General features: G+C 45.0%; 25 protein-coding genes and 2 tRNA genes. 3 read left to right on the top strand and 24 right to left on the bottom strand.

Features of this window, described 5'->3' with window-relative positions; translation table 11 throughout:
* Window positions 1-197: 197 nt before the first annotated feature.
* The 12 genes from dpaL to Q0G26_RS01960 all read right to left on the bottom strand — a co-directional run bounded on the left by dpaL (window position 198) and on the right by Q0G26_RS01960 (window position 8,033).
* A complete protein-coding gene (gene dpaL, locus Q0G26_RS02015; RefSeq protein WP_293828083.1) occupies window positions 198-1,394 on the bottom strand; it encodes a diaminopropionate ammonia-lyase in 1,197 nt (398 codons plus the stop codon).
* Between the two features lie 11 nt (window positions 1,395-1,405).
* Window positions 1,406-2,029, bottom strand: a complete 624-nt coding sequence (locus Q0G26_RS02010; protein WP_293828081.1) for a CYTH domain-containing protein — start codon at window positions 2,027-2,029, stop codon at window positions 1,406-1,408.
* Window positions 2,007-2,726 (bottom strand): TVP38/TMEM64 family protein, encoded by a 720-nt coding sequence (locus tag Q0G26_RS02005; protein WP_293828078.1) that lies wholly within the window; start codon window positions 2,724-2,726, stop codon window positions 2,007-2,009. The genes Q0G26_RS02010 and Q0G26_RS02005 overlap by 23 nt, the downstream gene beginning before the upstream one ends.
* 121 nt (window positions 2,727-2,847) lie before the next feature.
* The gene (locus Q0G26_RS02000; protein WP_293828076.1) at window positions 2,848-3,420 is read right to left on the bottom strand and encodes a hypothetical protein; all 573 of its coding nucleotides are present in this window, start codon (window positions 3,418-3,420) and stop codon (window positions 2,848-2,850) included.
* A 600-nt stretch (window positions 3,421-4,020) separates the two neighbouring features.
* Window positions 4,021-4,494 (bottom strand): hypothetical protein, encoded by a 474-nt coding sequence (locus Q0G26_RS01995; protein WP_293828074.1) that lies wholly within the window; start codon window positions 4,492-4,494, stop codon window positions 4,021-4,023.
* Window positions 4,467-5,048: a GTPase domain-containing protein gene (locus Q0G26_RS01990; RefSeq protein WP_293828089.1), complete on the bottom strand. Its 582-nt coding sequence runs from the start codon at window positions 5,046-5,048 to the stop codon at window positions 4,467-4,469. Before Q0G26_RS01990 ends, Q0G26_RS01995 begins: the two co-directional genes overlap by 28 nt.
* Window positions 5,049-5,074: 26 nt before the next feature.
* Window positions 5,075-5,263: a hypothetical protein gene (locus Q0G26_RS01985; RefSeq protein WP_021719948.1), complete on the bottom strand. Its 189-nt coding sequence runs from the start codon at window positions 5,261-5,263 to the stop codon at window positions 5,075-5,077.
* Window positions 5,264-5,315: 52 nt separating this feature from the next.
* On the bottom strand, window positions 5,316-5,912 hold the full coding sequence (locus Q0G26_RS01980) for a hypothetical protein (protein WP_293828071.1): 597 nt from the start codon (window positions 5,910-5,912) through the stop codon (window positions 5,316-5,318).
* A 17-nt stretch (window positions 5,913-5,929) separates the two neighbouring features.
* Window positions 5,930-6,214: a PqqD family protein gene (locus Q0G26_RS01975; RefSeq protein WP_021719946.1), complete on the bottom strand. Its 285-nt coding sequence runs from the start codon at window positions 6,212-6,214 to the stop codon at window positions 5,930-5,932.
* On the bottom strand, window positions 6,211-6,405 hold the full coding sequence (locus Q0G26_RS01970) for a hypothetical protein (RefSeq protein WP_293828068.1): 195 nt from the start codon (window positions 6,403-6,405) through the stop codon (window positions 6,211-6,213). The genes Q0G26_RS01975 and Q0G26_RS01970 overlap by 4 nt, the downstream gene beginning before the upstream one ends.
* 14 nt (window positions 6,406-6,419) lie before the next feature.
* Window positions 6,420-7,469 carry a radical SAM protein gene (locus Q0G26_RS01965; protein WP_293828066.1) on the bottom strand — a complete coding sequence of 350 codons (1,050 nt, stop codon included), beginning with the start codon at window positions 7,467-7,469 and terminating at the stop codon, window positions 6,420-6,422.
* Between the two features lie 327 nt (window positions 7,470-7,796).
* A complete protein-coding gene (locus Q0G26_RS01960; RefSeq protein ID WP_044484232.1) occupies window positions 7,797-8,033 on the bottom strand; it encodes a helix-turn-helix domain-containing protein in 237 nt (78 codons plus the stop codon).
* Window positions 8,034-8,873: 840 nt separating this feature from the next.
* Between Q0G26_RS01960 and Q0G26_RS01955 the strand changes: the two genes are divergently transcribed.
* Entirely contained in the window at window positions 8,874-9,425 is a 552-nt protein-coding gene (locus Q0G26_RS01955; RefSeq protein WP_293696430.1) for a gamma carbonic anhydrase family protein, read from the top strand.
* A 206-nt stretch (window positions 9,426-9,631) separates the two neighbouring features.
* On the opposite strand, the gene Q0G26_RS01950 is transcribed toward Q0G26_RS01955, so the two are convergent.
* Window positions 9,632-11,035, bottom strand: coding sequence for a sodium:solute symporter family protein (locus Q0G26_RS01950; protein ID WP_293828063.1), 1,404 nt, complete (start codon window positions 11,033-11,035; stop codon window positions 9,632-9,634).
* A gap of 327 nt (window positions 11,036-11,362) precedes the next feature.
* On the opposite strand from Q0G26_RS01950, the gene Q0G26_RS01945 reads away from it, so the two are divergent.
* Window positions 11,363-11,439 (top strand) — tRNA-Arg (locus Q0G26_RS01945).
* Window positions 11,440-11,648: 209 nt separating this feature from the next.
* On the opposite strand, the gene ptsP is transcribed toward Q0G26_RS01945, so the two are convergent.
* From ptsP to Q0G26_RS01900, 9 genes are all read right to left on the bottom strand, one after another.
* Window positions 11,649-13,268 (bottom strand): phosphoenolpyruvate--protein phosphotransferase, encoded by a 1,620-nt coding sequence (gene ptsP, locus Q0G26_RS01940; protein WP_293828061.1) that lies wholly within the window; start codon window positions 13,266-13,268, stop codon window positions 11,649-11,651.
* A gap of 36 nt (window positions 13,269-13,304) precedes the next feature.
* Window positions 13,305-13,562 (bottom strand): HPr family phosphocarrier protein, encoded by a 258-nt coding sequence (locus Q0G26_RS01935; protein WP_293828058.1) that lies wholly within the window; start codon window positions 13,560-13,562, stop codon window positions 13,305-13,307.
* 81 nt (window positions 13,563-13,643) lie between these two features.
* Window positions 13,644-15,548, bottom strand: coding sequence for a fructose-specific PTS transporter subunit EIIC (locus tag Q0G26_RS01930; protein ID WP_293828055.1), 1,905 nt, complete (start codon window positions 15,546-15,548; stop codon window positions 13,644-13,646).
* A 22-nt stretch (window positions 15,549-15,570) separates the two neighbouring features.
* The gene (pfkB, locus tag Q0G26_RS01925) at window positions 15,571-16,488 is read right to left on the bottom strand and encodes a 1-phosphofructokinase (protein ID WP_293828053.1); all 918 of its coding nucleotides are present in this window, start codon (window positions 16,486-16,488) and stop codon (window positions 15,571-15,573) included.
* The gene (locus Q0G26_RS01920) at window positions 16,485-17,237 is read right to left on the bottom strand and encodes a DeoR/GlpR family DNA-binding transcription regulator (RefSeq protein WP_293828051.1); all 753 of its coding nucleotides are present in this window, start codon (window positions 17,235-17,237) and stop codon (window positions 16,485-16,487) included. Before Q0G26_RS01920 ends, pfkB begins: the two co-directional genes overlap by 4 nt.
* 211 nt (window positions 17,238-17,448) lie before the next feature.
* Window positions 17,449-17,976: a hypothetical protein gene (locus tag Q0G26_RS01915; protein WP_293828048.1), complete on the bottom strand. Its 528-nt coding sequence runs from the start codon at window positions 17,974-17,976 to the stop codon at window positions 17,449-17,451.
* A gap of 12 nt (window positions 17,977-17,988) precedes the next feature.
* A complete protein-coding gene (locus tag Q0G26_RS01910) occupies window positions 17,989-18,633 on the bottom strand; it encodes a coenzyme F420-0:L-glutamate ligase (RefSeq protein WP_210684837.1) in 645 nt (214 codons plus the stop codon).
* Window positions 18,634-18,637: 4 nt separating this feature from the next.
* Entirely contained in the window at window positions 18,638-19,063 is a 426-nt protein-coding gene (locus tag Q0G26_RS01905) for an acyl-CoA thioesterase (protein ID WP_009146111.1), read from the bottom strand.
* 95 nt (window positions 19,064-19,158) lie between these two features.
* Window positions 19,159-20,286 (bottom strand): AI-2E family transporter, encoded by a 1,128-nt coding sequence (locus tag Q0G26_RS01900; RefSeq protein WP_293828033.1) that lies wholly within the window; start codon window positions 20,284-20,286, stop codon window positions 19,159-19,161.
* A 150-nt stretch (window positions 20,287-20,436) separates the two neighbouring features.
* On the opposite strand from Q0G26_RS01900, the gene Q0G26_RS01895 reads away from it, so the two are divergent.
* A tRNA-Arg gene (locus Q0G26_RS01895) sits at window positions 20,437-20,511 on the top strand.
* A 796-nt stretch (window positions 20,512-21,307) separates the two neighbouring features.
* Here Q0G26_RS01895 and Q0G26_RS01890 read toward each other — a convergent pair.
* Window positions 21,308-22,453, bottom strand: a complete 1,146-nt coding sequence (locus Q0G26_RS01890) for a hypothetical protein (RefSeq protein WP_293828030.1) — start codon at window positions 22,451-22,453, stop codon at window positions 21,308-21,310.
* Window positions 22,454-22,579: 126 nt separating this feature from the next.
* The gene (locus tag Q0G26_RS01885; protein ID WP_293828028.1) at window positions 22,580-22,936 is read right to left on the bottom strand and encodes a molecular chaperone Hsp90; all 357 of its coding nucleotides are present in this window, start codon (window positions 22,934-22,936) and stop codon (window positions 22,580-22,582) included.
* Window positions 22,937-22,974: the final 38 nt, after the last annotated feature.

Raw genomic sequence — 22,974 nt, 5'->3', positions numbered from 1 at the left:
GGGGTTGGATTCGAACCAACGAAGCGAAACGCGGCAGATTTACAGTCTGCTCCCTTTAACCACTCGGGAACCCATCCGTTTGCGACAAAAAGAATTATACAGGATTTAGGCCAGTTTGTCAACAGCTTTTCCTAAATTTATTTGCATTATTTTTCAAAACAGCTGTAAGCCACATCACTAAGCTATTTTTTTACACCTTAAAGCTTATCCAGGCTATAGTCTCCGGACCAGACAATGCTTCTGTATTTCGCCGGCGCCGTATCACCTTCGGTAGAAATGCACAGCACAACAGAGCTTTCATCAAGCTGCAGAAGAGACTTGGCCTGTGCGTCACTACGTCCCAGCAGGGCAAAGCCCAGACCTGCTGCGCCGCTTTCACCGGAAACAATAGCAGCATCACCACTTAAGGGATTGCCTAACACGCGCATGCCATAGGCAGCAAATTCATCCGGCATAGAAACAAAATTATCTGCATAACGCCTGAGCATCTCCCAGGCAAGGCTGCAGGGTTCGCCACAGCACAAGCCGGCCATGATGGAAGCCAAATCGCCTGTAACATTATGAAGCCTTCCGTCATCAGCCTTAGCTGTCCTGAAAATGCAGTCAGCCCTTTCAGGCTCCACTATGGTGATAACCGGTTTAGCTTCTTTATAATAATCAGCCAGAAAGGCAGCAACAGCACCGGCCATTGCGCCTACGCCTGCCTGCAGAAAAACATGCGTCGGACGCACGCCCTGCAGCTGCTGCACTATTTCATAACCCATAGTAGTGTAGCCCTGCATAATGTGCAGCGGTACCTCTTCATAGCCTTCCCAGGAAGTATCCTGCACCATAATGCCGCCGCAGTCAGCAGCCACCTGTCTTGCCAGGCGTACAGTGTCATCATAATTAACATCCGTGATATATGCTTCAGCACCAAAGGCTTTGATTGCCTCCAGACGCGCCAGTTCCGTTCCCTTAGGCATCAGCACGATAGCCTTCTGCTGCAGACGGTTAGCTGTCCAGGCAACGCCTCTGCCATGATTGCCGTCTGTTGCTGTAACAAAGGTCAGCTCGCCCAGCTTTTCCCTCACCTCACGCGCCATCAGCTTATCGTAGGTAAGCTCCTCCACCGGAAGCTGCAGGCGTTTGGCCAGCTCGCAGGCAATAGCATAGCTACCGCCCAAAACCTTGAAGGCATTCAGACCAAAGCGATAGCTTTCATCCTTAACATAAATATCCTTAACACCAAAAAGCTGCGCCAAATTTCGCAGACGCACCAAGGGCGTAACCGTATACTCCGGGAAGCTGCTATGAAAGCGGCAGACCTTTTGTGCCTGCTCATAGCCATAATAATTGACAAATGAAGTGTCCTGTTCTTTATGCTGATGCAGATAATGTAATAATTCCGCCATCGTCCTGCTCCTTATTTTGCCTGCAGAAGTGCCAGGCCACGTGCAAACTTGCTGCGTTCTTCCGCACGCAGCTCCACCTGCGAGGCAATTCTGTTCTTAAGCTCCAGCAACGCGTCTACAGTGCCGCTCATAAGCTCAAATTCGACCTCATCAATGCTGTCACTTTGCTCACCGCAATGAATGGCGCCCTTATCAATTGCCAGCTCAATAACAGCGCCTTCATAATCCAGAATATAGGTTATGCGCTCCACATCAACCGTAAACAAAGCATGTACGCCAGCAGGAGCAAGCTCGCTAAGCTCATAGCCCAGTCCAAGCGCTGCAAAGCCGTTCAGCTCAAGCTTGGCCTCCTGCAGCGGCAGGTTCAGCTCCAGGCGCTCGCTCAAGCCTTCCTTGCTCTGCTTAGAAGTCTTTACCGTCGCCTCAAAGCTGCCATCGCCCTTATCGCGCACGCGGTAAGCAATACCATGCTGCGTCAGCGTCATATCCGCTGTATCATAATAGGTACTTACCAGACGGCGTTTTTTGTAGCTGCCGGGGCGCATGGCCTGCTGCATGAAATCCAGCTGCAGCATTTTCTCCAGGCCTTCTCTGCTGAGCAAAAGCTTCAATTCAATCTCTGTATTCTTTGCCATTATTATCACTGCCCTTACCAAAAATTTTTAAACTTCCCAACGCCTGCGCCGCAGAATTCTTCTGCCACCAAACGAGCGGTAGGCCAAAAGCCAGCAGCGTCACCGCCAGCGCCGCATAAAAGCGTGGCGTACCAAAAGCATCTGCCAGAAAGTTATAGGCAATCGCCCCAGGAAGCATGCCAAGAACCGTGGCTGCCGCATAAATCTTAAACGGCAAACGCACGCTGCCGGCAATAATACTCACCGGATCATAAGGAAAAATCGGCACTGTGCGCAAAATAATCATCTTCTTAAAGCTGCCATCGCCAACAAGATAACGCGTCAGGCGTTCACCCCAGCTGCCGCCGAAATTGCGCAGCAGCCAATTACCGCCGCCAAAGCGCCCCAAAAGATAGCAAAAGCTTGCACAGCCAAAGCCCCCAAGAAGCAGGAACAAGATGCCCCACCAGGGACCGAACAGCACGCCTGCGCTCAGGTTCAAAAGCAGCGTCGGAAATAAAAGCAGCGGACGAATCGTGTACACCGCCACATAAATAAGCGGTGCCCACACGCCAAAGCCCACCACCCAACGGCGGATATCCTCAGCACTGTGCGGATGCGGGTTATACGGCGATTCGTACAGGCCATATAAAATTGCCCCCAACGCCAGCAGATAGACAAACACGCGTAAAAGTAAATATAGATATTTTTTCTTCATATAAACCTCTGATTTTCAAACTCTCATCTATTATACGGCGTTTGGAGGAATTTACGCAAGCAGTATTGGCAAATTGTTTCCAAATATAAAAAGGCCGCCACTTACGTGGCAGCCCCGCGTCCTAGTCGACGCGTTTCACCTTGTAGACAGGAAGGTTATCCTTTTGGGCCAGCTCCAGGAGCTCGGCCAAGGCCTTGCCGGTACCGTACTTGCTAGCAAGCAGCTCGCGCATAGCTCCTTCAGAGTAGAAGGTGCTGCGACGAACAAGCGACGAGGTGTAGGAACCATCGGCGCAACGTCCGGGAACGGCATAATCTGCGGTGATTTTCCGCTTCAATTTATCGTTGGTAATGTACAAGCCTGTGCAGGATTCCTCCGCCAGGTAGCAGGACCAGCTGCGCGGTGCGAACTTACGCACCAGCGCCTCCCAGAAAGCAGGCTGCGGGCCATCTGCAGATATATACTTGATAAAGAGCTGTCCTTTGCCGTCGAACTGGATTTTTTCAACGCCAGCGCGGAGATCAAAGGCCTGGATGCCGGCGCCCTCAGCGATGAAGCCGAGCCAGCCGCAGCCAAAGGCAGATTTCGGTTTGCGCTCATCCTTGCGCGTCCAGCGCTTGAGCTTTTTAAAGAGGTTTGCCAGCTCCTCTTGAGAACCGTAGACATATAAATTTGTGTAACAATAATTTGCCATATAAGAATCATCCTTTCTTTAAAACACTTAAATAGGCTAGAAAAAGGCAATAAAAAAAGCCATTATGGGAATCAATTTTTGGGTACACTAATAGCATACACACTACTAGTACACACAATCTTAGATTTTTCCCGTAATGACATCTTACAATTCTTATATGGTTGAATTATAGGTAGCGGCTTACGCGCTACCTATATTGTACAATACAATACAAAGTGTGTCAAGAAGTTTTTGAGAAGTTTTTTACTTCTCTTACTCTGCACCACTACTTTTGGTGCAAAAAGAAAAACTGCACAGTTAATCATAACATATATCCCTGTAAGTAAAGTCTTCACAAGGGTTCTAATCCTTTATTTTATGGCATTTGCAGCTATTTAAAGAAATTTTTATTTATATTATATTAAAATTTTCGAGCCACTGTTTTTTAGCAAAAAGGCTGAAAAAAGTGGTGCAACTGGTGCAAGTAGAGCATTTTCTCCACCTGCTCCGTCAAGCTCAAAGCATGCATGCATACATCCACCTTCATGCTGCACCACGAGGCAAGCAGGTAGATGAAAAATAATACACACTTCAAGCATTCTCAACCCTAGTTTTTATGCACTAATCGCAACTCTTTTTATTTTTTATTTCTTCTTTACTATTTATTACTTCATATTCAAGAATTTTCTTTGCCATTTCGTAACAATTATCTATATAATATTTTCCTAATGTTTTGGTCATAGCAAAACCAGCACAAGCTGCTACAACTGGTCCGACATAAGGAATATATTTTAAAAATCGTTTTTTAGCATATCGTTCAGCTACTTGCCTAAGAACCAACATTATACCTTCTTCGGTAAGATATGCAAGCACCTTATCCGCAAGTTGTTTCCCTACGGGTCCTAATACAGTCATGTATTTCTCTATAACTGTTTCATCAAGCCCAAAACTTTCTCTAATTTCTTGAGCCATCTTATAAAAAGCCGCTAAATCAAAGCTAACATCAACACCAGGGATAGGATTTAAAGCATTAGCAGCTACCGCCCAAGCATAGGTATTAATATCATCTAAACATTTTCTTCTTTTTCTAGCCAACTCTTGAATACTTTCTGCTTTAAAGCCGCAATGATTTTATCCTTCTTTACATCATCAAGGTCAGAAGCAAAAATATCGTCCTTTAATTCTTTAATCCCAATGCCAGTCTTACAGCTTGTAAAATAAACTTTTATGTCTGTAGCACCTACTTTAGAATAAACATCTTCAACGATTTCTTTCTTCAGATCGTCTAGTGTCCTTTCACCATCCCATATATCGTCTTCCTTATTGCGCACAATAAAATAAGGATGCTTCCTAGATTGATTCCATTCCTTAAATTTTTTAAATAACTTTCCGTCGGCATCATGTAATTTACCGGCAAATACGAACAGATACAAATCATAATCCTCTACAGAAAATTGTTTGCACCAGTCTTCAAAAGGAAATCTTTTCGTGTCATATCCAGGCAAATCAACGATTCTCAATGCTCCCCAAGATGCTTCTTGGCTTTTCACTGTGGTATCTGTATATACTCCAGATTTAAATAAATTTTTGCCTATCAATTTGTTAATAACACTCGATTTACCTGCACCCGGCTGCCCGACTAAAGCAATTTTAGTATGCGTACCCTGATTTCTTTTTATTTTTGAAGAACAAGATTAGATCTAAACGACACTATATCATTTGAACCTTTTGAAGCTGCCATCCCAACCGCAAGACCAACTACTGATGCTACGCCAGCTAATTCAGCTACGCTAAGTGCTGCCAATGGTATTATGCCTTTAACCTTAGATTGAGTTACTAAACAAGGCTTTCTATATTTTTTCATTATCGTAAATCTCCTCTTACAAAACAGGCAATGATATTTTTATATTTAGTTGTTAATTATACATCAGCTTTACATAAATTTTCGATGGTTCCCAATTATGTTCTGTATTCTTCTCAGAATTAACACGAAGCCTAATATATTTACCAGTATCTTTATCTATCATTGCGGAAAGTACACAACCATCTTTATATTCAATAGCTAATACAGTGCCGGGAAAATAGTAATCAATCACTCCAAATCTCGTGATATTTTGGGCTGTATGTTCTTTGATTTCTCTTTCATTTGCTACCCTGTTAGATAGCTTAAGCAATCTTGTGCATAACGTTGTACTTTGTATTTCTGTAAGTATATGCGCAGAAGTTTTCCCAGAAAAGGCAGATTGCCAATCTTTATCTAATCTTGTCTTACGTATGGTATATTCTGAACTTAAAACTGTACGTAGTTCATCAGGATATTCTTTATCCCATACTGGTGTAAAGTCACCAATATATGCATCAAGAGCAGGGGTCTGCCATTCTATATCAGATGGTATGTAAATTTTGGGAAGCGGCGAAGGCTTTAATGTATAAAATGCACCCAATACTACTAATACAGACAAGATTATACCTGCTAATACTTTTTTTGTAATTTTCATGGTCGTAAATTTCATTATCGTACCCTCCGTAATTATTCTTCTAGTCTCACAAGTCTTTTCCATTGCAATTCTCTAATCAAACATAGAATATCTTCTCTTAATTCATTTTCATCAACATCATACGTTTGCAGCAACATATCAGCAATATCAGAAGCTGTATTTTTGCAATTACTCAAAGAAATTATTTCTCCACCTATTTTATTCAAGTAACATATGTCCAGTTCTTTGCCATATAACACCATAATATCTTTTTCCCAACGTTTTTTCAAAGAAATATCGACAAGCTTTTTATGCTTAAGCCACTCCCATGTAATCATGCTCTCCCCTCCACTTCAACTAGTTGCTGAACCTTACCCCAACCAGTACGACCATTCAGCATCTTTTTGACTTGTGTCCCAACAGCCACACCTACAGCAAAAGCTTCAATAGCCGCCGCCAAACCGGCTGGAATAACCCCTTCAATACTCACATTTGAAATAACCATTGGTTTCTTATATTGTTTTTTCATTTTAACTTGTACCTTCATATTCTTATATCATCATTGACGTGATTAAGTATATTACCTTTCTGCTTTTCAGCATCAATAGAATTTATAAACTCTAAGACTTTTGGATTATGCCAAGCATATTTGCCCTTATTTTTCCAAATAGAATCTATCGTTTCGTCCAAAATATTGCCTATTGTAAAAGGAGTCATGCAATCTAATCTAAAATCTCCATTCGGGCGGATAATACCACCACTATTAGGAGCAGATACATATCGTTCCATAGATGTATTAACATTCATAGATCTTTCAATTCTTATTTTTCCTGCATATTCCCTAGACAATTTATCAATCTGTTCATAAAGATAATTGCGTTGCTCATGTGTTAAAAAAATATCTTTATTAAAAATAGCTCTACCACTTGGCAATATCTCACCAATCATAATGCTGCCAGCACCTACTGAATAAGCTAATTTAACCATATCATCTAAATAAGGCAATGTTTTAGGAGTAACAGAATGTGCTATAACCAATGGTATTCCACTATCAGAAATTTCCATTGCTCCATTAACAGCTTTCTCCCAACTGCCTTCTACACCTCTAAACGAGTCATGCAACTCAGGTGTTGAACCATCAATAGAAATTTGAAACCAAAAATAGCGGTACTTAGAAAATCTTTTGACTTTTTCTTTGCTTAACAACATACCATTCGTAATAACAACAAACGAAGTCCCGTCTTCATGTAGTATATCCATAATATCAAATAAATCTTCTCCTAGAAGCAATGGTTCCCCTCCGGAAATAATGCATTGAAAAATGCCACCTGCTTCAACAATTTGTTTAGCTAAACTTTTCCACTTTTGCGGAGTCATGCTTGTATATTGAACACGATCAACATCCCCAGATCTATTATAACAATGCTTACATTTTAAGTTACAAGCTCCTGTCAGTTCAAATTGTAAAGTAATTGGGAAAGAGAACTCCTTTGGATACAAGTCTGCTGCTTGCATAGCAATAATATTTTCTGCTTCCTGTTTTGCTCTCTTTAAATCAACAGCATTAAAAATTTTTACATAATCCTTACTCAATCTATCTTACCTCCACGAATCATATTACAGTAATGGTGCAATATTTTATAATACTCTTCAACATCCATACCTTCAAAATATAAATGATACAAGTACTCCCCTCTACAAATATTAGGTCTTTTATTGTATATCGAGCACTTATTATTAATTAAATATTTGCATATTCCGTCTCCTCTATTGAAATTTTTCATTGCAGGTATTTTATATAAATGTTTGCAACATTCTCCACATTGATTGCAATCAAATATTTTACCATTTATAATTGTTACTTGATCCAAAATATTCTCCCTTATAATAGGTGATAGTATGTATACAAACTATCACCTATCAAGCCAACATTTCATTTTTTATCAGCAAATTAACATCAATCTCCAACGCATCAGCAATCTGATACAGAGTTTCTAAAGAAAAACTGTTGCCTCTATTCCCTCGCTCAATCTGCCCAAGATAAGCGGCACTCATACCAATCCGCTCGGCCAGCTCTGCTTGCGTATAGCCTTTCTTTTTTCTATAATATGCTATTTTCAATCCAATATTCTTGTAACGTGTAGCAAACAACGTCATCACCTCTTGTCAAGCTTCTCTTTATAATATTAACAGTTTATATAAATTATTTTTTAGGTATATAGTCTGCTTTTTTAGGTTAATAGCTTCAATCAGCTTTTTTCTCTTTTTTAGTTAATCTTTGAAAACAACTTGCAACTTCAATTCAACTTGCTTGCAACCATATACGATTGCTTCTGCTCAATTATTTTTTCAAGAAGCGACAGCCCCTCACTGCCGCTTCCTGCACCCATCAAGCCTCTCGCTTTACCTCATACACTGGCAAGCCATCGTACTGAAATGTTTCCACACTAGCGCGATTATCAAAGGCTTGCATACCTGCCCCTTGGGCAATAAAGCCAATCCAACCAGAGCCGAAAGGCGTACGCTCTTTGCGCTCGTCCTTGCGCGTCCAGCACTTGAGCTTTTTTAAAGAGGTTTGCCAGCTCCTCTTGCGGACTATGAACATATAAATTTGTGTAACTGTAATTTGCCATATAAGAATCATCCTTTCTTTATAACACTGAATATGCGAAAAACGCAACAAAAAAAGCTATTATAATGAAATTTTCGCATAGGAAAATATCATTATAATAGCCTAAAATTCTTATATAAACAAATGTATACAGCTTGTCTAAGTGCTGTGTGGTTATTATATAGCGAATCAGTAAATCTGTCAAGGTAACACAAAAATTTTTTCTACCGCCCACCCACAACTAAATCCAATCCTTCACATCTGCAAAATAAATGTGAACGCCTTGACTTTATTATCTGCTCATATGATAATAATAGTGTGAGAAGAAATTGTTTATCTTTCAAGACTGCCGCGAAGGCAGCCAATTTATAGAAAGTGGTGATAAGATGATTTTTAAATTTGAAGCACAAGCCCCCAAAATTGACGAGAAGGCCTACGCCTTTAATACTGCTACCCTGATTGGCAAGGTTGAGCTTAAGGAGTACGCCAGCGTCTGGCCCGGCGTTACTATCCGCGGCGACGTTAACCGCATCGAGGTTGGCCGCTACAGCAATATTCAGGACAACAGCGTGCTGCACGTTGCTGATAACTACGCCTGCATCGTCGGTGATTATGTAACTGTAGGCCACTGCGCTCTGCTGCATGCCTGCACTGTTGAGGACCACTGCCTCATCGGCATGCATTCTACCGTACTTGACGGCGCTGTAATCGGTCACGGCTCTATCGTTGCTGCCGGTGCTGTTGTAACCAAAGGCACCATCGTACCGCCGAATTCCCTGGTTGCCGGCATTCCTGCCAAGGTTATCAAAACCCTGGACGAAAAAGGTATCGCCGCTATCCACGCTCAGGCGCTGAAATACAAAACCCTGTGGACCGAACGCTACGGCCTGCTGCCTGACAATGATGGTGAACGTTATCACGGTGAAAAAATCGTTTAATTTCTCCAAGCAAGGAAGCATGACAATGTCCTCTGATTAATCAGGTCACGCTTCACTCATAATGCAAAAAAATCCCGTTACACAGCGCAAGTCTGTGAACGGGATTTTTGCTTACAGCAAACACTTAACCTTATAATCAAAAAGCCATCTCCGCATTCCTCAAGAACAACGGAGATGGCTTTTCAGCTTCAAATATACTTTTTTATTTAGTTGCTTTCGGCAGCAACAGCTTTTTTAGCCGGGCAAACAATAGCTACAATAGCGTAAGCAACAATGCATACCAGCCATTCCATATAGATTACGTTCGGGAAAATGCGTACTACCGGGGTAAGCTGCCACAGCACCAGCAGCACCAAACCTGCCAGCAACGTCCAGAAGCCTGCGGCTTTAGAAGCATACTGCGGGAAGAACAGCGCTACGATTACGATAACGCTGAAGGCAGCAGTCAAAGATAGACCAATCATAATCGTACCCAAAATGCTGGATACGCTCATAGCAAGTCCCAAGGTAAGAATACCACTGATAATGATGCAGGCACGTGTCATCAGCAGCTGACGCGCCTGGTCACACTGCGGATTGATGAAGCGCTTGTAAATATCACTGGAGAACAGGGTACCAGCACTCAACAGCAGGTTGCAGGCAGTAGATACGTCTGCAGCCCACAGAGCTGCCAGAGTGATACCTGCCAACACCGGCTGCAGGCCTACGATAACCTGCGGCAGCGCCAATGCAGCCTGCGCATCAGGATACATAGCCTTGGCAACAAGACCAAGGAAGGCAGCCAGAACACCTACCGGAAGCATCAGAATGCCGCCCCAGACGAAGCCTTTTTTAGCAGTTGCAGCGTCTTTAGCGCCCAAAGAAATCTGCAGAATACTTTGCAGAGAAAGATTTACGGTAATCAAAGTTACAACCCAGCTGGTGATGGTTACAGGACCAACACCGTCAATAAAGCTGAACCAGGGCACATTAGCCGGCAAAGCAGCAGCCAGATGATCCATGCTGCCGATTTTTTTGAACTGAATAACAGTTGCCGCCAAAATGCCAACGTAAATCAGGATAATATTCAATACATTAGATAAGGATGCAGACCACATACCACCGATAAAGGTAATACCGATAAAGGTGATAGCGCTGACAATCATACCTGTGTGGAAATCAAAGATATCCGGCAGGATTGCGTGCAGAATACTGCCACCGGCAATGTATTGCAGACTGATAATTACCAATTGGATAACAATCTGGCATAAAACGCCTAAAATTACCGCGCCCTTAGTATGATGGCGTTCAATAAGCTCGGTGATAGTCGTAATGTTCTGCTCACGATATTTTTTTGCCATGAACAGGCCCATAACAATCGCACCCAAGGCCCAGGCAATGGTATACCAGCCGGCACTCAGACCAACGCGGAAGGCGTGCTCAGAAACGCCGATAGTCGACGCACCGCCAACAGCCAGACCGATGATAGTAACACAAATCAGAGGCGCAGAAAGTCTGCGTCCCGCAAGAGCAAAGTTTTCGTTGTTTCCTTCACTACGTTTTTTAGCATACCAGCTGATAGCGAACAAAGCAACAATGTACAATATTAAGATAACTAAAGAAACAGGCACAAAAAATCCTCCTTTAAATTATACATGCCTGTTAAAGAAATACAACGTCATAGCTGGCAGTATCCCTATACTGCCTCACATCAGACCTAATCGTGCAGACTTCAACAACATATAATACAAAACCATTTGTGCTGTCATTACAATTCCCCATCGCCCATACTGGCAAGCATCCCTATGCAGACCTCATATGCGCCTCCTGATGCTTCCTTGCAAAGCAGCCACAGATATATTAGCTAAATTATAGCCCGACAAGCAAAAACAGTCAAGATTTTTTCTAAAAAAGTATTGACAAAATATCGATTTGCCGTTAAAATAAATACTGTTGTTGGCCTCGTAGCTCAGCTGGATAGAGCGTTTGACTACGAATCAAAAGGTCGCAGGTTCGAGTCCTGCCGAGGTCACCATTTTGAAATTGACATCGCAAGAAATTGCGGTGTTTTTTTGTTTTTCTGATAAAAAATAATCCTTCGTATACAAAAAAAGAACCAGTCATACAACCGGTTCTCCCCAAAGCAACAACAAAGCATTGCCGCCGAAAGCTGCCCCTGATACTGCTCACGCATTATCAGGGGTATTTTCATGCGTTATATAGAAATATGAGTATGAGTAAAAATTACAGGCTGCGGATTTTTTTGCGCAGCGGCAGAATGCTTGCCGGACTTACGGAAAGCTCGTCCATGCCCATGCGTACAAATTCCTTCGTCAGGCTCAAATCAGCGCCCAGCTCGCCACAGACGCCGCACCAGATACCTGCTGCATGCGCTCCCTGCACCGTCATTTCAATCAGGCGCAAAATTGCAGGATGGTGTGCGTCAAAGAACGGCTCTAACCGCTGGTTCTGGCGGTCTATCGCCAAGGTATACTGACTCAAATCGTTTGTACCGATGCTGAAGAAGTCAACTTCTTTCGCCAGCTCCGCGCTGATCAGCGCTGCCGCCGGCGTTTCAATCATAATGCCGACTTCCATCTTCGGATCGTAAGATACGCCTGCATACTTCAGCTCTGCCTGCACCTCGCGCAGAATTTTGCGCGCCTTGCGCACCTCTTCAACGCTGATAATCATCGGAAACATCACCGCCAGCTTGCCATAAGCAGAAGCGCGGCAGATAGCGCGCAACTGCGTAGCAAACAGCTCCGGTCTTTCCAGACAGATACGGATAGCGCGATAGCCAAGCGCCGGATTTTCCTCCTGCGGCAGCTCGAAGTAATCAGCCTGCTTATCTGCACCGATATCAAGTGTACGGATAATAACACGCTTGCCGGCCATAGCTTCCGCTGCCAGCTTATATTTTTCAAACTGCTGCTCCTCGGTCGGATAATCCTTGCTTTCCAGATAAATGAACTCGCTGCGGAAAAGGCCGATGCCCTCTGCATCGTTCGCCAGCACGCTGGCCAGGTCACCCGTGCCGCCGATATTGGCATAAACATGCACCTGCTGGCCGCCGCCGGTAATGCTCTTTTTACCCTTGAGCTCCTCCAAGAGCTTTTTATGCTGTGCATCCTGTTCCATCTTCGCTTTAATACGTTCCAACGTTGCTTCATCAGGATCAACGAAAACCTCGCCGGTGTAGCCATCAACCGCTACCAGCTTGCCGTCATATTCTTCACCGATGCTGCTGCCGGTGCTGACAACCGCAGGAATACCGATAGTACGCGCCAAAATTGCCGTATGCGAATTTACGCTGCCTGCCGCAGTGACAAAACCTTGCACACGCGATTTATCAAGCTGCACAGTTTCGCTGGGAGCCAGGTCGTCTGCTGCCAGAATATAGCGGCCACTGCCGCTTTCCCAGCTGCTGCCTGCATCACCCAGGCAGCCAAGCACTTTATTGGAAATATCCTTGACGTCGGCAGCACGTGCACGCATATAATCATCTTCCATCGAAGAAAAAATTTCTGCAAAATTAGCTGCGGTAGTCTGCACTGCATATTCCGCATTAACCTGCTGTGTGCGGATAATGCCTTCAACGGACTCGATATAATCAAGATCCTCCAGCATCATCTGATGGATTTCAAAAATAGCGGCATTATCCTTGCCTACATCTACAACAGCCTTTTCATAAAGCTCTGCCAGCTTAGCAATAGCCTCCTGACGTGCTGCCTGAAAGCGTGCTACCTCAGCCTCGGCATTCTGCACCTTACGGCGTTTAACTGCTGCTGCATTACGACGCAGTACAGCCAAGGTTCCCAGCGTAACGCCACCGCAAACGCCCTTACCCTTTAATGAAAGCATCTTATCACCTCGCGAAAAATCACTCTTACTGCGAAATTACAGGTTAGCTTTGAAGAAAGCCTCCAAAGCTGCTGCTGCTGCGTCCTCATCAGCACCCTCGCAGGTAACGGTAATCTCTTCACCCTTTTTTACGCCCAAGGCCATAACACCGAAGATACGCTTCAAATCGCCTTTTTTAGCACCCTTAGCAATAGTGGTACTGCTGGCAAATTTAGCAGCCTCTTTAACGAGCAGTCCTGCCGGACGTGCATGGATACCTGCTTCGTCAGTAATAACATAAGTAAATTGTTGCATTTTTATTTCCTCCGTTTCGCTAATGAAAATAATCTACCGCTAAATTCTTAAAATCCTGTTTTTTATCTTTTTCTCTATCTGTTATTCGTTCACGTTCTGTTTAACAAACCCCATAAGCACAGCTGCCAGCACACTTCCTGCTGCCAGAGCTGCAAAATACATCGGCCAGTTCTGCACTACGCCGAAAACAAACACGCCGCCATGCGGTGCCGGAACGCTGCAGCCAAAGGCCATGGACAAAGCACCGGCTACACCGCTGCCCAAAGCGCAGGTCGGAATTACACGCAGCGGGTCACTTGCTGCGAAAGGAATTGCACCCTCAGTAATGAAGGACAGGCCCATAATAAAGTTAGTCACACCAGACTGACGCTCCTTAGAAGTAAATTTACTCTTAAACAGCATGGTGCACAGTGCAATCGCCAGTGGCGGCACCATACCGCCAATCATAACGGAAGCCATAATCTCGCTGCTTACGGCGCTGCCGTCAGCTGCAGCCAGAGAAGCAGTACCGAATACATAGGCCGCCTTGTTCAAAGGACCGCCGAAGTCGATGGACATCATAGCACCCAGCACAAAACCCATCAGTACCTTACTGGTTGTGCTCATGCTTGCCAGCGCACCTGCCAGCCATTGGTTGAAGGCTGCAGTCGGCGGGTTGATAACGTAGGTCATCAAAATGCCCATAAGCAGCAGGCCGATAACAGGATACAGCAGAATCGGCTTCAGGCCTTCCAGGCTGTCAGGCAGTACACTGAATACCTTGCGCAGTGCCAGAATCAGATAACCGCCGATGAAGCCTGCAAACAGCGCGCCGAAGAAGCCGCTGCCGCCGGAGGCTGCCAAAAAGCCGCCTACGATACCCAGCATCAGTGCCGGACGCTCGCCGATACTCATAGCGATATAGCCTGCCAGAATCGGCATCATCATGCTGAACGCCAGACCGCCGATGTTCTTGAAGAAGGCTGCCAGCGGCGTACCGCTGCCAAACTTAGCTGTACCGGCAAATTCCATATCGAACAGGAAAGCTAGCGCGATAAGAATACCACCGCCGATTACAAACGGCAGCATGTGAGAAACGCCATTCATCAGATGCTTATAAATTTGTCTCCCCAGACTTTCCTCAGCATCTGCCACGTTACTGGTCGTTTCGCTGCCACCCTTGCCTGCGTAAGCAGGAACCTTACCGCTCAGAATCTCCTCGATAAGCTCCTTCGGCTTGTTGATACCGTCAGCTACCTTAACGAAGATAACAGGCTTGCCTGCAAAGCGCTCTACAGGCACATTCTTGTCAGCAGCCACAATAATGCCTTCGGCTTCTTCAATATCTGCTGCCGTCAGTTTATTTTTTACGCCGCCGCTGCCATTGGTTTCAACCTTCATAGCAACGCCCAGCTTACCGGCCATCTCCTGCAAAGCCTCTGCTGCCATATAGGTATGTGCAATACCTGTCGGGCAGGCAGTAACAGCCAGCACCTTGCGCTGCTTAGCAGGCTCTGCTGCCGGTGCCTCTTCTTCCTCGTCCTCAAACTTTTCGTTTTCGTATTTATCGATAACTGCCAAAAAGTCCTTAGCGCTGCCGGCATTCAGCAGCTCACTGCGAAAGTCATCATTCATCAGCAGCATGCTCAGATGGCTCAGCACATCAAGATGCACATTATCCTTCGTATCAGGTGCAGCAATCAGGAAGAACAGCTTCGCAGGCTCTCCGTCCAGACTGTCGAAGTCAACACCGTCCTTTACCAGCATAGCTGCCAGTCCCGGTGCCTTTACCGCACTCGTCTTGGCATGCGGAATAGCAATGCCTTCACCGATACCTGTGCTGCCCTCCTCCTCACGACGCAGCACGCAGGCTCTGTATTCATCCTTATCAAGCAGATTACCGCCGCTCTCCATAAGCGTAATCAAATGCTCCAGCGCTGCTGCCTTATCCTTAGGCTGCGCTTTTAGGTCAATGCTTTCTAACTTCAGCAAATCAACTATTTTCATCTTATTTTTTGCCCCTTCTTTTTTATTTATTAGTCACGCCCTGTAAAATAATTTCATCAATATCCTTACGTGTTGCCAGCCAATCATTAAACGCGCTTGCGCTGCCTGCAGCTACGCCCAGGCGCAGCGCTTCCTCATAATCCTGCGTTTTGAGATAGCCTGCCAAAAAACCTGCCACCATACTGTCACCGGCACCAACAGAGTTTACTAGCTTACCCTGCGGTGAAGCCATCATATGCTGCCTGCCATTTTCGTCCAACAGTACAGCACCGTCCGCTCCACGCGAAACCAGCACATTACATGCTCCCTGCTGCTGCAGCTTCAGCGCAGCAGCAAGAATATCCTCCTCATTCAGCAACGGTCCCAGGCCAAAGAACTCTCCTAATTCCTCATGGTTTGGTTTGATTAAAAACGGCTTATATTTCAGCACCTTGAGCAGCAAATCGCCGGTAGCATCAACCACAACCCGTGTGCAAGCAGGCTGCAGCAGCTCCAGAATCTGCTCATAAATATCATCCGGCAGCGAAGCTGGTATGCTTCCTGCCAGCACCAAAATATCATCCTGCGTCAGTCCCTGCAGCTTGGTGAAAAGCTTTTGCAGCTCTTCCTTGCTCAGTTGCGGCCCCTGACCGTTCAGCGCCGTTTCCGAGTCCGAAATAATCTTCGTATTAATGCGCGAGTAGCCTTGACCAGCCTGAATAAAATCGCAGCGGCAGCCTGCCTCCTGCAGCAGGCGTTCTATCTCTGCACCGCTGAAGCCGGCTGTAAAGCCCAAAGCTACCGATTGCAGCCCCAAATTTTGCAGTACCAGCGAAACATTGATTCCCTTACCACCCGGATATATATTTTCTACTTGGGTGCGGTTAATCTCGCCTACTGCAAAATCATCAACCTTTACCACATAATCCAAGGAAGGGTTAAAGGTTACAGTATAAATCAAAGCACAATCACCTCCGTATGCTGCTTATAAGGCTTAACGTTCAAGCCCTCCTGCGCAGCTGTAATAATCACGCCATTGGACAACGGGCCGAAGGACACGTTCGACAGTGCTTCAAACTTGCTGGCATCTGCAAGCACATAGCATTTATGGCAATGCTCCATCGCCACGCGCTTATTCATGGCCTCCTCTATATCAGGAGTAGTGAAGCCCTCTTCCACCGTAATGCCGTTGGTTCCGAAAAAGCCCTTGCTGAAATGGTAAGGCTGCAGGGAAGCAACCGCTTCCGTACCGATTACCGCATCAGTTGTTGCCTTTACGCGTCCTGCAAGCAGCAATGTCTTCAGGCCGCGCTGCGCCAGCTTCTGTGCCAGCGTAATACCGTTCGTTACATAAACAGCATCCTTTTCCGTCAGATAAGTTGCCAGCTGCTCGGTTGTCGAGCCTGCATCAAGAAAAATAAAATCGTTGGGACGCACCAGCGTTGCCGCATACGCAGCAATTGTACGCTTATCTTCAATGTTACGACTGTATTTTTCCTGCATATTGCGCTCCTGCACAGGCTCCGCCTCGCGCAAGGCAGTCGCACCGCCATGCACCTTGCGTACCTTGCCCAAGCTGTCCAACTGCACCAAATCACGGCGGATAGTGGACTCAGAGGTTTCCAGAAGCCTTGCCAGCTCCGGTACTGTCGCCGCACCGTCACGCGTGACAATGCGGACAATTTCTTCAAATCTTTCTTGTGTTAGCATGAGCATCTCTCCTCTTGCAGATATTATATAACCATTTTCACGCAAAATCAATCATTTTTGAGCAATAATCTGCATTTTTTTGAATTTTTTTTGCAGATTATCTTCAGCACTTCCAAGGCAAAGAAAAATGGATGCCTCTCCTATAGCAAAGAAACATCCATCATAAAGTATCATTTATATAATTTTAAAGGCAGTGCATAAAAGCGTCAGCTTATTTTACCAAAGCACGCATTTCATCCGCAGTTAGAGTAAAGTATTCCTTTACGGTATAGAGCTCACGGCGACCGCGGCAATCAGCAAACAAAGCAACATCAACATCAGGAATATTTTCCATTGCTTCCTCTAAGCTCTTGCCGTTTTTGGCATAAGATTCAAAGCGCAGGACAAATTTTTCGCCGGTACCTGCGGGAACCAGCATTGCTTCAAAATAATCATCCTCGCGCAGATAGCCCTCACGGTTAACCTTGCCACGCAGCAACACATCACCATACTGCTCCTGCGGCAGATAAATACGCATATAAGCATCCAGAATCGTACCTTCCTGCTTACCTACGTTATCAAAAGGTACTTCCAGGGAAAAATCAATTCTGTCGGCATATACCTTGTCTAAAACAGCCTTAGTGCGTTGCTTTAACAGCAGACGCATTACAGCATCACCCTGCATAGAAATATATACACCTACAATTATAACGCCCAAAATAAACAGTCCTACAAGGACTCCCACAATCGTCATCAGCATCTTGCTTCCTCCTTACGCCTTATGATAATCCTTGATAATGCAGATTGGTGTTTTTTCACTGCCGTTGCCAAAGGGATTATCAATGAGGATTTCCGCAACCTTATCAGGATCAACGCCCTTGGACCAGCCAAGCACAGCAGAACGCTTTAAATCGTTAACGTCGGCAATAGCAGCGCCATAACAGCCGCAAGCCTTGGTAATAGCTTCGGCAACCTTTTCCGGTTCTGCCGGACCATAAACAATATGCTTGTCATACGGAGGCATCGTGCCGGTAACGTCGTCAATCAGGCGTGCCTGCTTGCCTGCCATACGGTAGAAAGTACCGCTTACGCCTACGCATTTAGCAGCAAAGCCGCAAATTACTGCCCACAGAACGCGCGCACCGCCCTCTGCGTCAATCAAAGACTGCATGCTGTACCAGCTGCTGATACTGCCCTTAGCAGGGAACAGATGCGACAGCACCTTGGCCAGCGGTCCAGGATGGAACTCCTCGCAACGCATTGCTCTGCCCTGGGTAATTGCTACTACGCTTTCGGCAGTGCAGACAACATCGTTAGGGCCGATTTTATCCTTGGCATATTCCAGAATAGCATCACAGATATCATCGTGATGAGTCAAAATTCTTGTCGGCACAGGAACAATCTTATACTTTTCCATACTCTCACATCTCCTCCGCAGCCTTATCCGCTGCATATACCTTCTGAATTTTATCATACCATTCAGGCTTCAGACGAACAATGTGGCCTTCATTATCGGTAAACACATTGCGCGTATGTCCTTCCACCGCTACAGCGCCGTCGCGCAGACGGATAACAGTATAATCAAATTCCATTTTTGCTTTATTAAAGGCACTCATTTTTACCTGTACTTCAAAATCATCATCAAAGGTACAGGAATTTTTATACTTGGCGCGCACCTCGGTAATCGGGAAAATAACGCCGTCAGCCATCAGCTCGCCCAGGGAAATACCGCAGGCACGCAGATATGCTACACGTCCCATTTCAAACCAGCGCAGATAGTTGGCATGATGCACAACACCCATCATATCAGTTTCAACAAAACGCACCTTATCTCGTATTGTAATCATAAAATCCCCTTTTCATCTTCAAGGCTGCCTGCAGATAACAGGCTTACAATCAATTTATTATTATAGCACTTTTAGCGCCAAGTGCCTAACAAATCTTATAAATTAGGTAAATTTTTCTCTGCCAGCAAACGCTTAACCTTTTCAGCCAGCAAAGCATAAAGCACGGAAAACAGCGGTACGCAGACAATCATACCGGCAACACCGCCAAGGCTCGCGCCAATCGTCACCGCCGCCAGCACCCACAGCTCCGAAAGACCGACAGCCTTGCCCACAATCTTAGGATAAAGCAAATCAGCCTCAATGCGCTGCAGCACAATGTATAATATGATGAAATACCAGATTTTCTCCGGCGCAGCCACCAGTATTAAAAAACAGCCGATAAGAGCACTGATTAAGGTACCCAGAATCGGTATCAGGCTCAGCACCGCTACCAGCAGTGAAATTACCATCGCATATGGGAAGCCGCAAAGCTTCATACCCACGAAATACATCACGCCCAAAAGCAGCGCCACTACCAGCTGTCCACCTACAAAGCCGCGGAAAATCTGCTCTGCCGTCTGTAAAACATGCAGGATATAAGCGGCACGTTCCTTCGAGCAGAAGGCAAAAATTACGCATTTAAAGTTGCGCACCAGGCGATGCTTTTCCAACAGGCAATAAATTGCTACGACAAACCCGACAACACAACTTGCGAGTACCTCCAGAAGTGATGCCGTTGCCAAAAACGTCTGCTCCAGCAAAAGACGTTTGTTGTTCTGCAGATAATTAAGCAGCGTCTGATAAACTTCCTTAGCCTGCGCCTGTACTACAGCCAGCTCGTCTGCGGAGAAGGAAAGCTCTTGCGCCTTCTGCTGCAGATAAATATTCAGCTTAGCCAACGCCGGCGGCAGCATCTTGACGAGCATTTTCATGCTGGCATGCAGCTCAGGCACAATCGTCAGCACAAAGAAGGCCAAAAAGCCAATGATAATCGCAAGGCTCAAAAGCAGGCACACGGGGCGCTCGAAACGCGATACCACGCTCTGCTTAAAAATCCTGCGCCAATATTGTTCCAGCTTGTTCATCAGCACGTTGACGATAAAAGCCATACAACCGCCAATAACAAACGGCAGCAGAATATCATATAAACCTGCCAGCAACCGTAAGCTAACGCTGTAATTCCACAGCGCCCAAATCAGCACTATCGCAAAGGCCAACAGACAATACGGATTTCTTTCTTTCATAAGCAACCTCTATTCCAAGCGCATGTCCAAGGTAATACATGCTTATTAAATTAATAATATTATTGTAACATATAAGAGCGTGCAAGACAAAAAAGATGGCTTTTCTTTGCATAAGTTTCACATCTGTGGTATAATTCCATTGTAGTTTTTGCGCCTGTAGCTCAGTGGATAGAGCAATGGTCTCCGGAACCGTGTGCGGAGGTTCGATTCCTCTCAGGCGCACCAAAAAAGAAAAGTACCCTTTCCATTTGTTTGGGAAGGGATTTTTTATGCACGAATATTATCGACTGGTTTTATATTCCTGTGTTTTCACTTTTACCCAAACATATGTTAAAATTAATTAGTGCTACCTCAGCGGTAGGCGGTTGCTCTCCTCGGAGGGCTTTGCGGCTCTCCTATTGCAAGAATCCATGTCCTTATGGAAATCTACAAGAAAGAGGGTGGCGCCGATGAATATTCTTGAAGTCCTCGCTTTATTAGGCTTCGGTTTGGCTTGTGTCAAATTCGGCTATGAACTCGGTAAAAACGCAAAAAAATAACCGCCCAGTATGCAAACTTGCGGTTATTTTTTAACTACATGATTTAAAAGGCAACCGTCTATCGGTAGCACTTTTTCTATGTTTATTATACTATATCCAACAACTAAAGACAAGTAGTTTATAACTTTTAATATCGTACAATACAATCATGCTATTTCTCCGGAACCGTGTGCGAAGGTTCGATTTCTCCCAGACGCACCGACTCGGTAAAAAAATAACCGCCCCGTCCTAGGAAAACGAGCGGTTATTTTCAACTAACATTTTCTAAGGGCAACCGTCTATCGGTAGCACTTTTTCTATGTTCATTATACTATATCCAACAGCTAAAGACCAGTAGTTTATAGCTTTGAAATTCGTTACATAACAAGCATACTATTTCTCCGGAACCGTGTGCGGGGGTTCGATTCCTCTCAGGCGCACCAAAAAAAAGAAAAGTACCGCTAAAGCTTTTGAAGGCTTTAGCGGTTTTTTGATACTCATTTTCAGTTTAGCTTGCTCAAATAATTCTTCAGTCCACGCGCACGATTATCAACTGCTTCGCTGATACGCGTAACGCGCTCTTTATCCAAATACGGACTTATCGATAAGGTATTGCGTACTATCTCAGCGCAAGCATCAATACCATTAATATCAATAAAACACTCTTTAACTAAGGTAAGCTGCTTTTTCTGCGAATCCTTAAACGGCATAGCAGGTAGCGCTGTTCCTATTTCGCTATTCAAGGATTCGCACCACAGGCTTGTACCATTATCAAATAACGGTGCCGGACCTAGGAACTTCAAAGAATCAACATCACGGATAAAACCGAAATTACCATAATGCCTGTCGCTATTCTCAATCAGGTAATCCAGGCAAAGCATCTGTTGCAAATAGCTTGCAACATCAGGTATTTGCAAATAGTCGCAGCATCTGAGGAAATGTCCGTAAGCAGAATCATTATTAGATCTCGGAAGAATCTCCTTTACAAAATAAGCAGGCACAAATTCTGTTTCCGTAGTAATAAAATTAGGACAAAGGCACAGCGGACGATTATCCTCTATAATCAGCTCATAGGGAACATGCTTAATCGCCAAAGCCTCCGCTAACTTAGCGATAGCAATTTCATTATATGGTTGCTGCAGCAGCGGCACGGAACCTGCTTTGGCAAGATACGTAATACCATTGATTTTTACCCATTTTTTCTTTAGCCAGCCATTGCTTGAAGCATCCGGCGTAAACGGGTTTATCGCAGGCCTGGAGGATTCCTTTTGGAAAAAAGCTTCTCCTAACTCCTTAGAAAAATCGTTAGTGAAAAAGTTAACCTCCTGCCATGTCAGCTCACTGCCAACAGGCTTCAGCCAATATTGATCGGACAGACTCAACCCCAAACTGCGCTTGCTCAAAACCGCCGGAGATTCTACATCATACAAATGCAAAATATACCGCAATCCGTCGCGACTGGCAGGAATAATACGGCTACGCCACCATTGATTTAATCTGTCCACGAGCTTATTGAAATCATCGGTAAAAATACCTACCGGGAAGGCTTCTGGATTATATACCTGCAGCACTTCGGTTATGTAACCTGCAGCGGACATCGTTGTCTTAACCAACGGAATATTTTTATTCATGATTATATACTTATCCATGCTTTTCCCTCCTTCAGTATTTTTTATATTATACCGCAAGCAGCATTTTTTTGAAAGAAAATTATAACCGCCCGCATCTCACCTTCACAGGAGACACTGGCGGTTAATGTTATTGTTGAAGATTAATTACAGCAGCTCTGCCTTTTTATCCAGAATTGCTTTGCAGGCAGCGCAGGCCGGGCAATCACAATAGGCAGCACCGGCAGCCTTGATTTCCTTAGCATGTGCCAGAATATTTTTAGCCAGTTCAACGCCAAAAACGCCAACACCTGCTTCAGAATCAGCAAAAGCAATCAGGCCATCAATCGGCATGATATCTGCTTCAAGTTCTGCGATATAAGCTTTGGTTTCCTCTGCTTCTTCCGCAGTACCAACAGCAGCCAGCCATTTTTCGGCAGCAGCCTTTGCTTCGGCGCTGCAGCTCGGAGCAGCAATCAAAGCTTCAGTTTGTTCTTTTACAAAATTCAAAGTTTCTTGTGTCATAATCTGTTAACCTCCTTGTGATGCAATGCGCATCATCT

This window comes from uncultured Phascolarctobacterium sp. (genome assembly GCF_934190775.1).
Taxonomy (GTDB): Bacteria; Bacillota; Negativicutes; order Acidaminococcales; family Acidaminococcaceae; genus Phascolarctobacterium_A.
This window is presented reverse-complemented; position numbering and strand designations above follow the sequence as displayed.

What these genes read in the sequence shown, in the direction of transcription:
- dpaL (WP_293828083.1), bottom strand. Translation starts at nt 1,394, where the DNA reads ATGGCGGAATTATTACATTATCTGCATCAGCATAAAGAACAGGACACT.
- Q0G26_RS02010 (WP_293828081.1), bottom strand. Translation starts at nt 2,029, where the DNA reads ATGGCAAAGAATACAGAGATTGAATTGAAGCTTTTGCTCAGCAGAGAA.
- Q0G26_RS02005 (WP_293828078.1), bottom strand. Translation starts at nt 2,726, where the DNA reads ATGAAGAAAAAATATCTATATTTACTTTTACGCGTGTTTGTCTATCTG.
- Q0G26_RS02000 (WP_293828076.1), bottom strand. Translation starts at nt 3,420, where the DNA reads ATGGCAAATTATTGTTACACAAATTTATATGTCTACGGTTCTCAAGAG.
- Q0G26_RS01985 (WP_021719948.1), bottom strand. Translation starts at nt 5,263, where the DNA reads ATGAAAAAATATAGAAAGCCTTGTTTAGTAACTCAATCTAAGGTTAAA.
- Q0G26_RS01980 (WP_293828071.1), bottom strand. Translation starts at nt 5,912, where the DNA reads ATGAAATTTACGACCATGAAAATTACAAAAAAAGTATTAGCAGGTATA.
- Q0G26_RS01975 (WP_021719946.1), bottom strand. Translation starts at nt 6,214, where the DNA reads ATGATTACATGGGAGTGGCTTAAGCATAAAAAGCTTGTCGATATTTCT.
- Q0G26_RS01970 (WP_293828068.1), bottom strand. Translation starts at nt 6,405, where the DNA reads ATGAAAAAACAATATAAGAAACCAATGGTTATTTCAAATGTGAGTATT.
- Q0G26_RS01960 (WP_044484232.1), bottom strand. Translation starts at nt 8,033, where the DNA reads ATGACGTTGTTTGCTACACGTTACAAGAATATTGGATTGAAAATAGCA.
- Q0G26_RS01955 (WP_293696430.1), top strand. Translation starts at nt 8,874, where the DNA reads ATGATTTTTAAATTTGAAGCACAAGCCCCCAAAATTGACGAGAAGGCC.
- ptsP (WP_293828061.1), bottom strand. Translation starts at nt 13,268, where the DNA reads ATGCTTTCATTAAAGGGTAAGGGCGTTTGCGGTGGCGTTACGCTGGGA.
- Q0G26_RS01935 (WP_293828058.1), bottom strand. Translation starts at nt 13,562, where the DNA reads ATGCAACAATTTACTTATGTTATTACTGACGAAGCAGGTATCCATGCA.
- Q0G26_RS01930 (WP_293828055.1), bottom strand. Translation starts at nt 15,548, where the DNA reads ATGAAAATAGTTGATTTGCTGAAGTTAGAAAGCATTGACCTAAAAGCG.
- Q0G26_RS01920 (WP_293828051.1), bottom strand. Translation starts at nt 17,237, where the DNA reads ATGCTAACACAAGAAAGATTTGAAGAAATTGTCCGCATTGTCACGCGT.
- Q0G26_RS01915 (WP_293828048.1), bottom strand. Translation starts at nt 17,976, where the DNA reads ATGCTGATGACGATTGTGGGAGTCCTTGTAGGACTGTTTATTTTGGGC.
- Q0G26_RS01910 (WP_210684837.1), bottom strand. Translation starts at nt 18,633, where the DNA reads ATGGAAAAGTATAAGATTGTTCCTGTGCCGACAAGAATTTTGACTCAT.
- Q0G26_RS01905 (WP_009146111.1), bottom strand. Translation starts at nt 19,063, where the DNA reads ATGATTACAATACGAGATAAGGTGCGTTTTGTTGAAACTGATATGATG.
- Q0G26_RS01900 (WP_293828033.1), bottom strand. Translation starts at nt 20,286, where the DNA reads ATGAAAGAAAGAAATCCGTATTGTCTGTTGGCCTTTGCGATAGTGCTG.
- Q0G26_RS01890 (WP_293828030.1), bottom strand. Translation starts at nt 22,453, where the DNA reads ATGGATAAGTATATAATCATGAATAAAAATATTCCGTTGGTTAAGACA.
- Q0G26_RS01885 (WP_293828028.1), bottom strand. Translation starts at nt 22,936, where the DNA reads ATGACACAAGAAACTTTGAATTTTGTAAAAGAACAAACTGAAGCTTTG.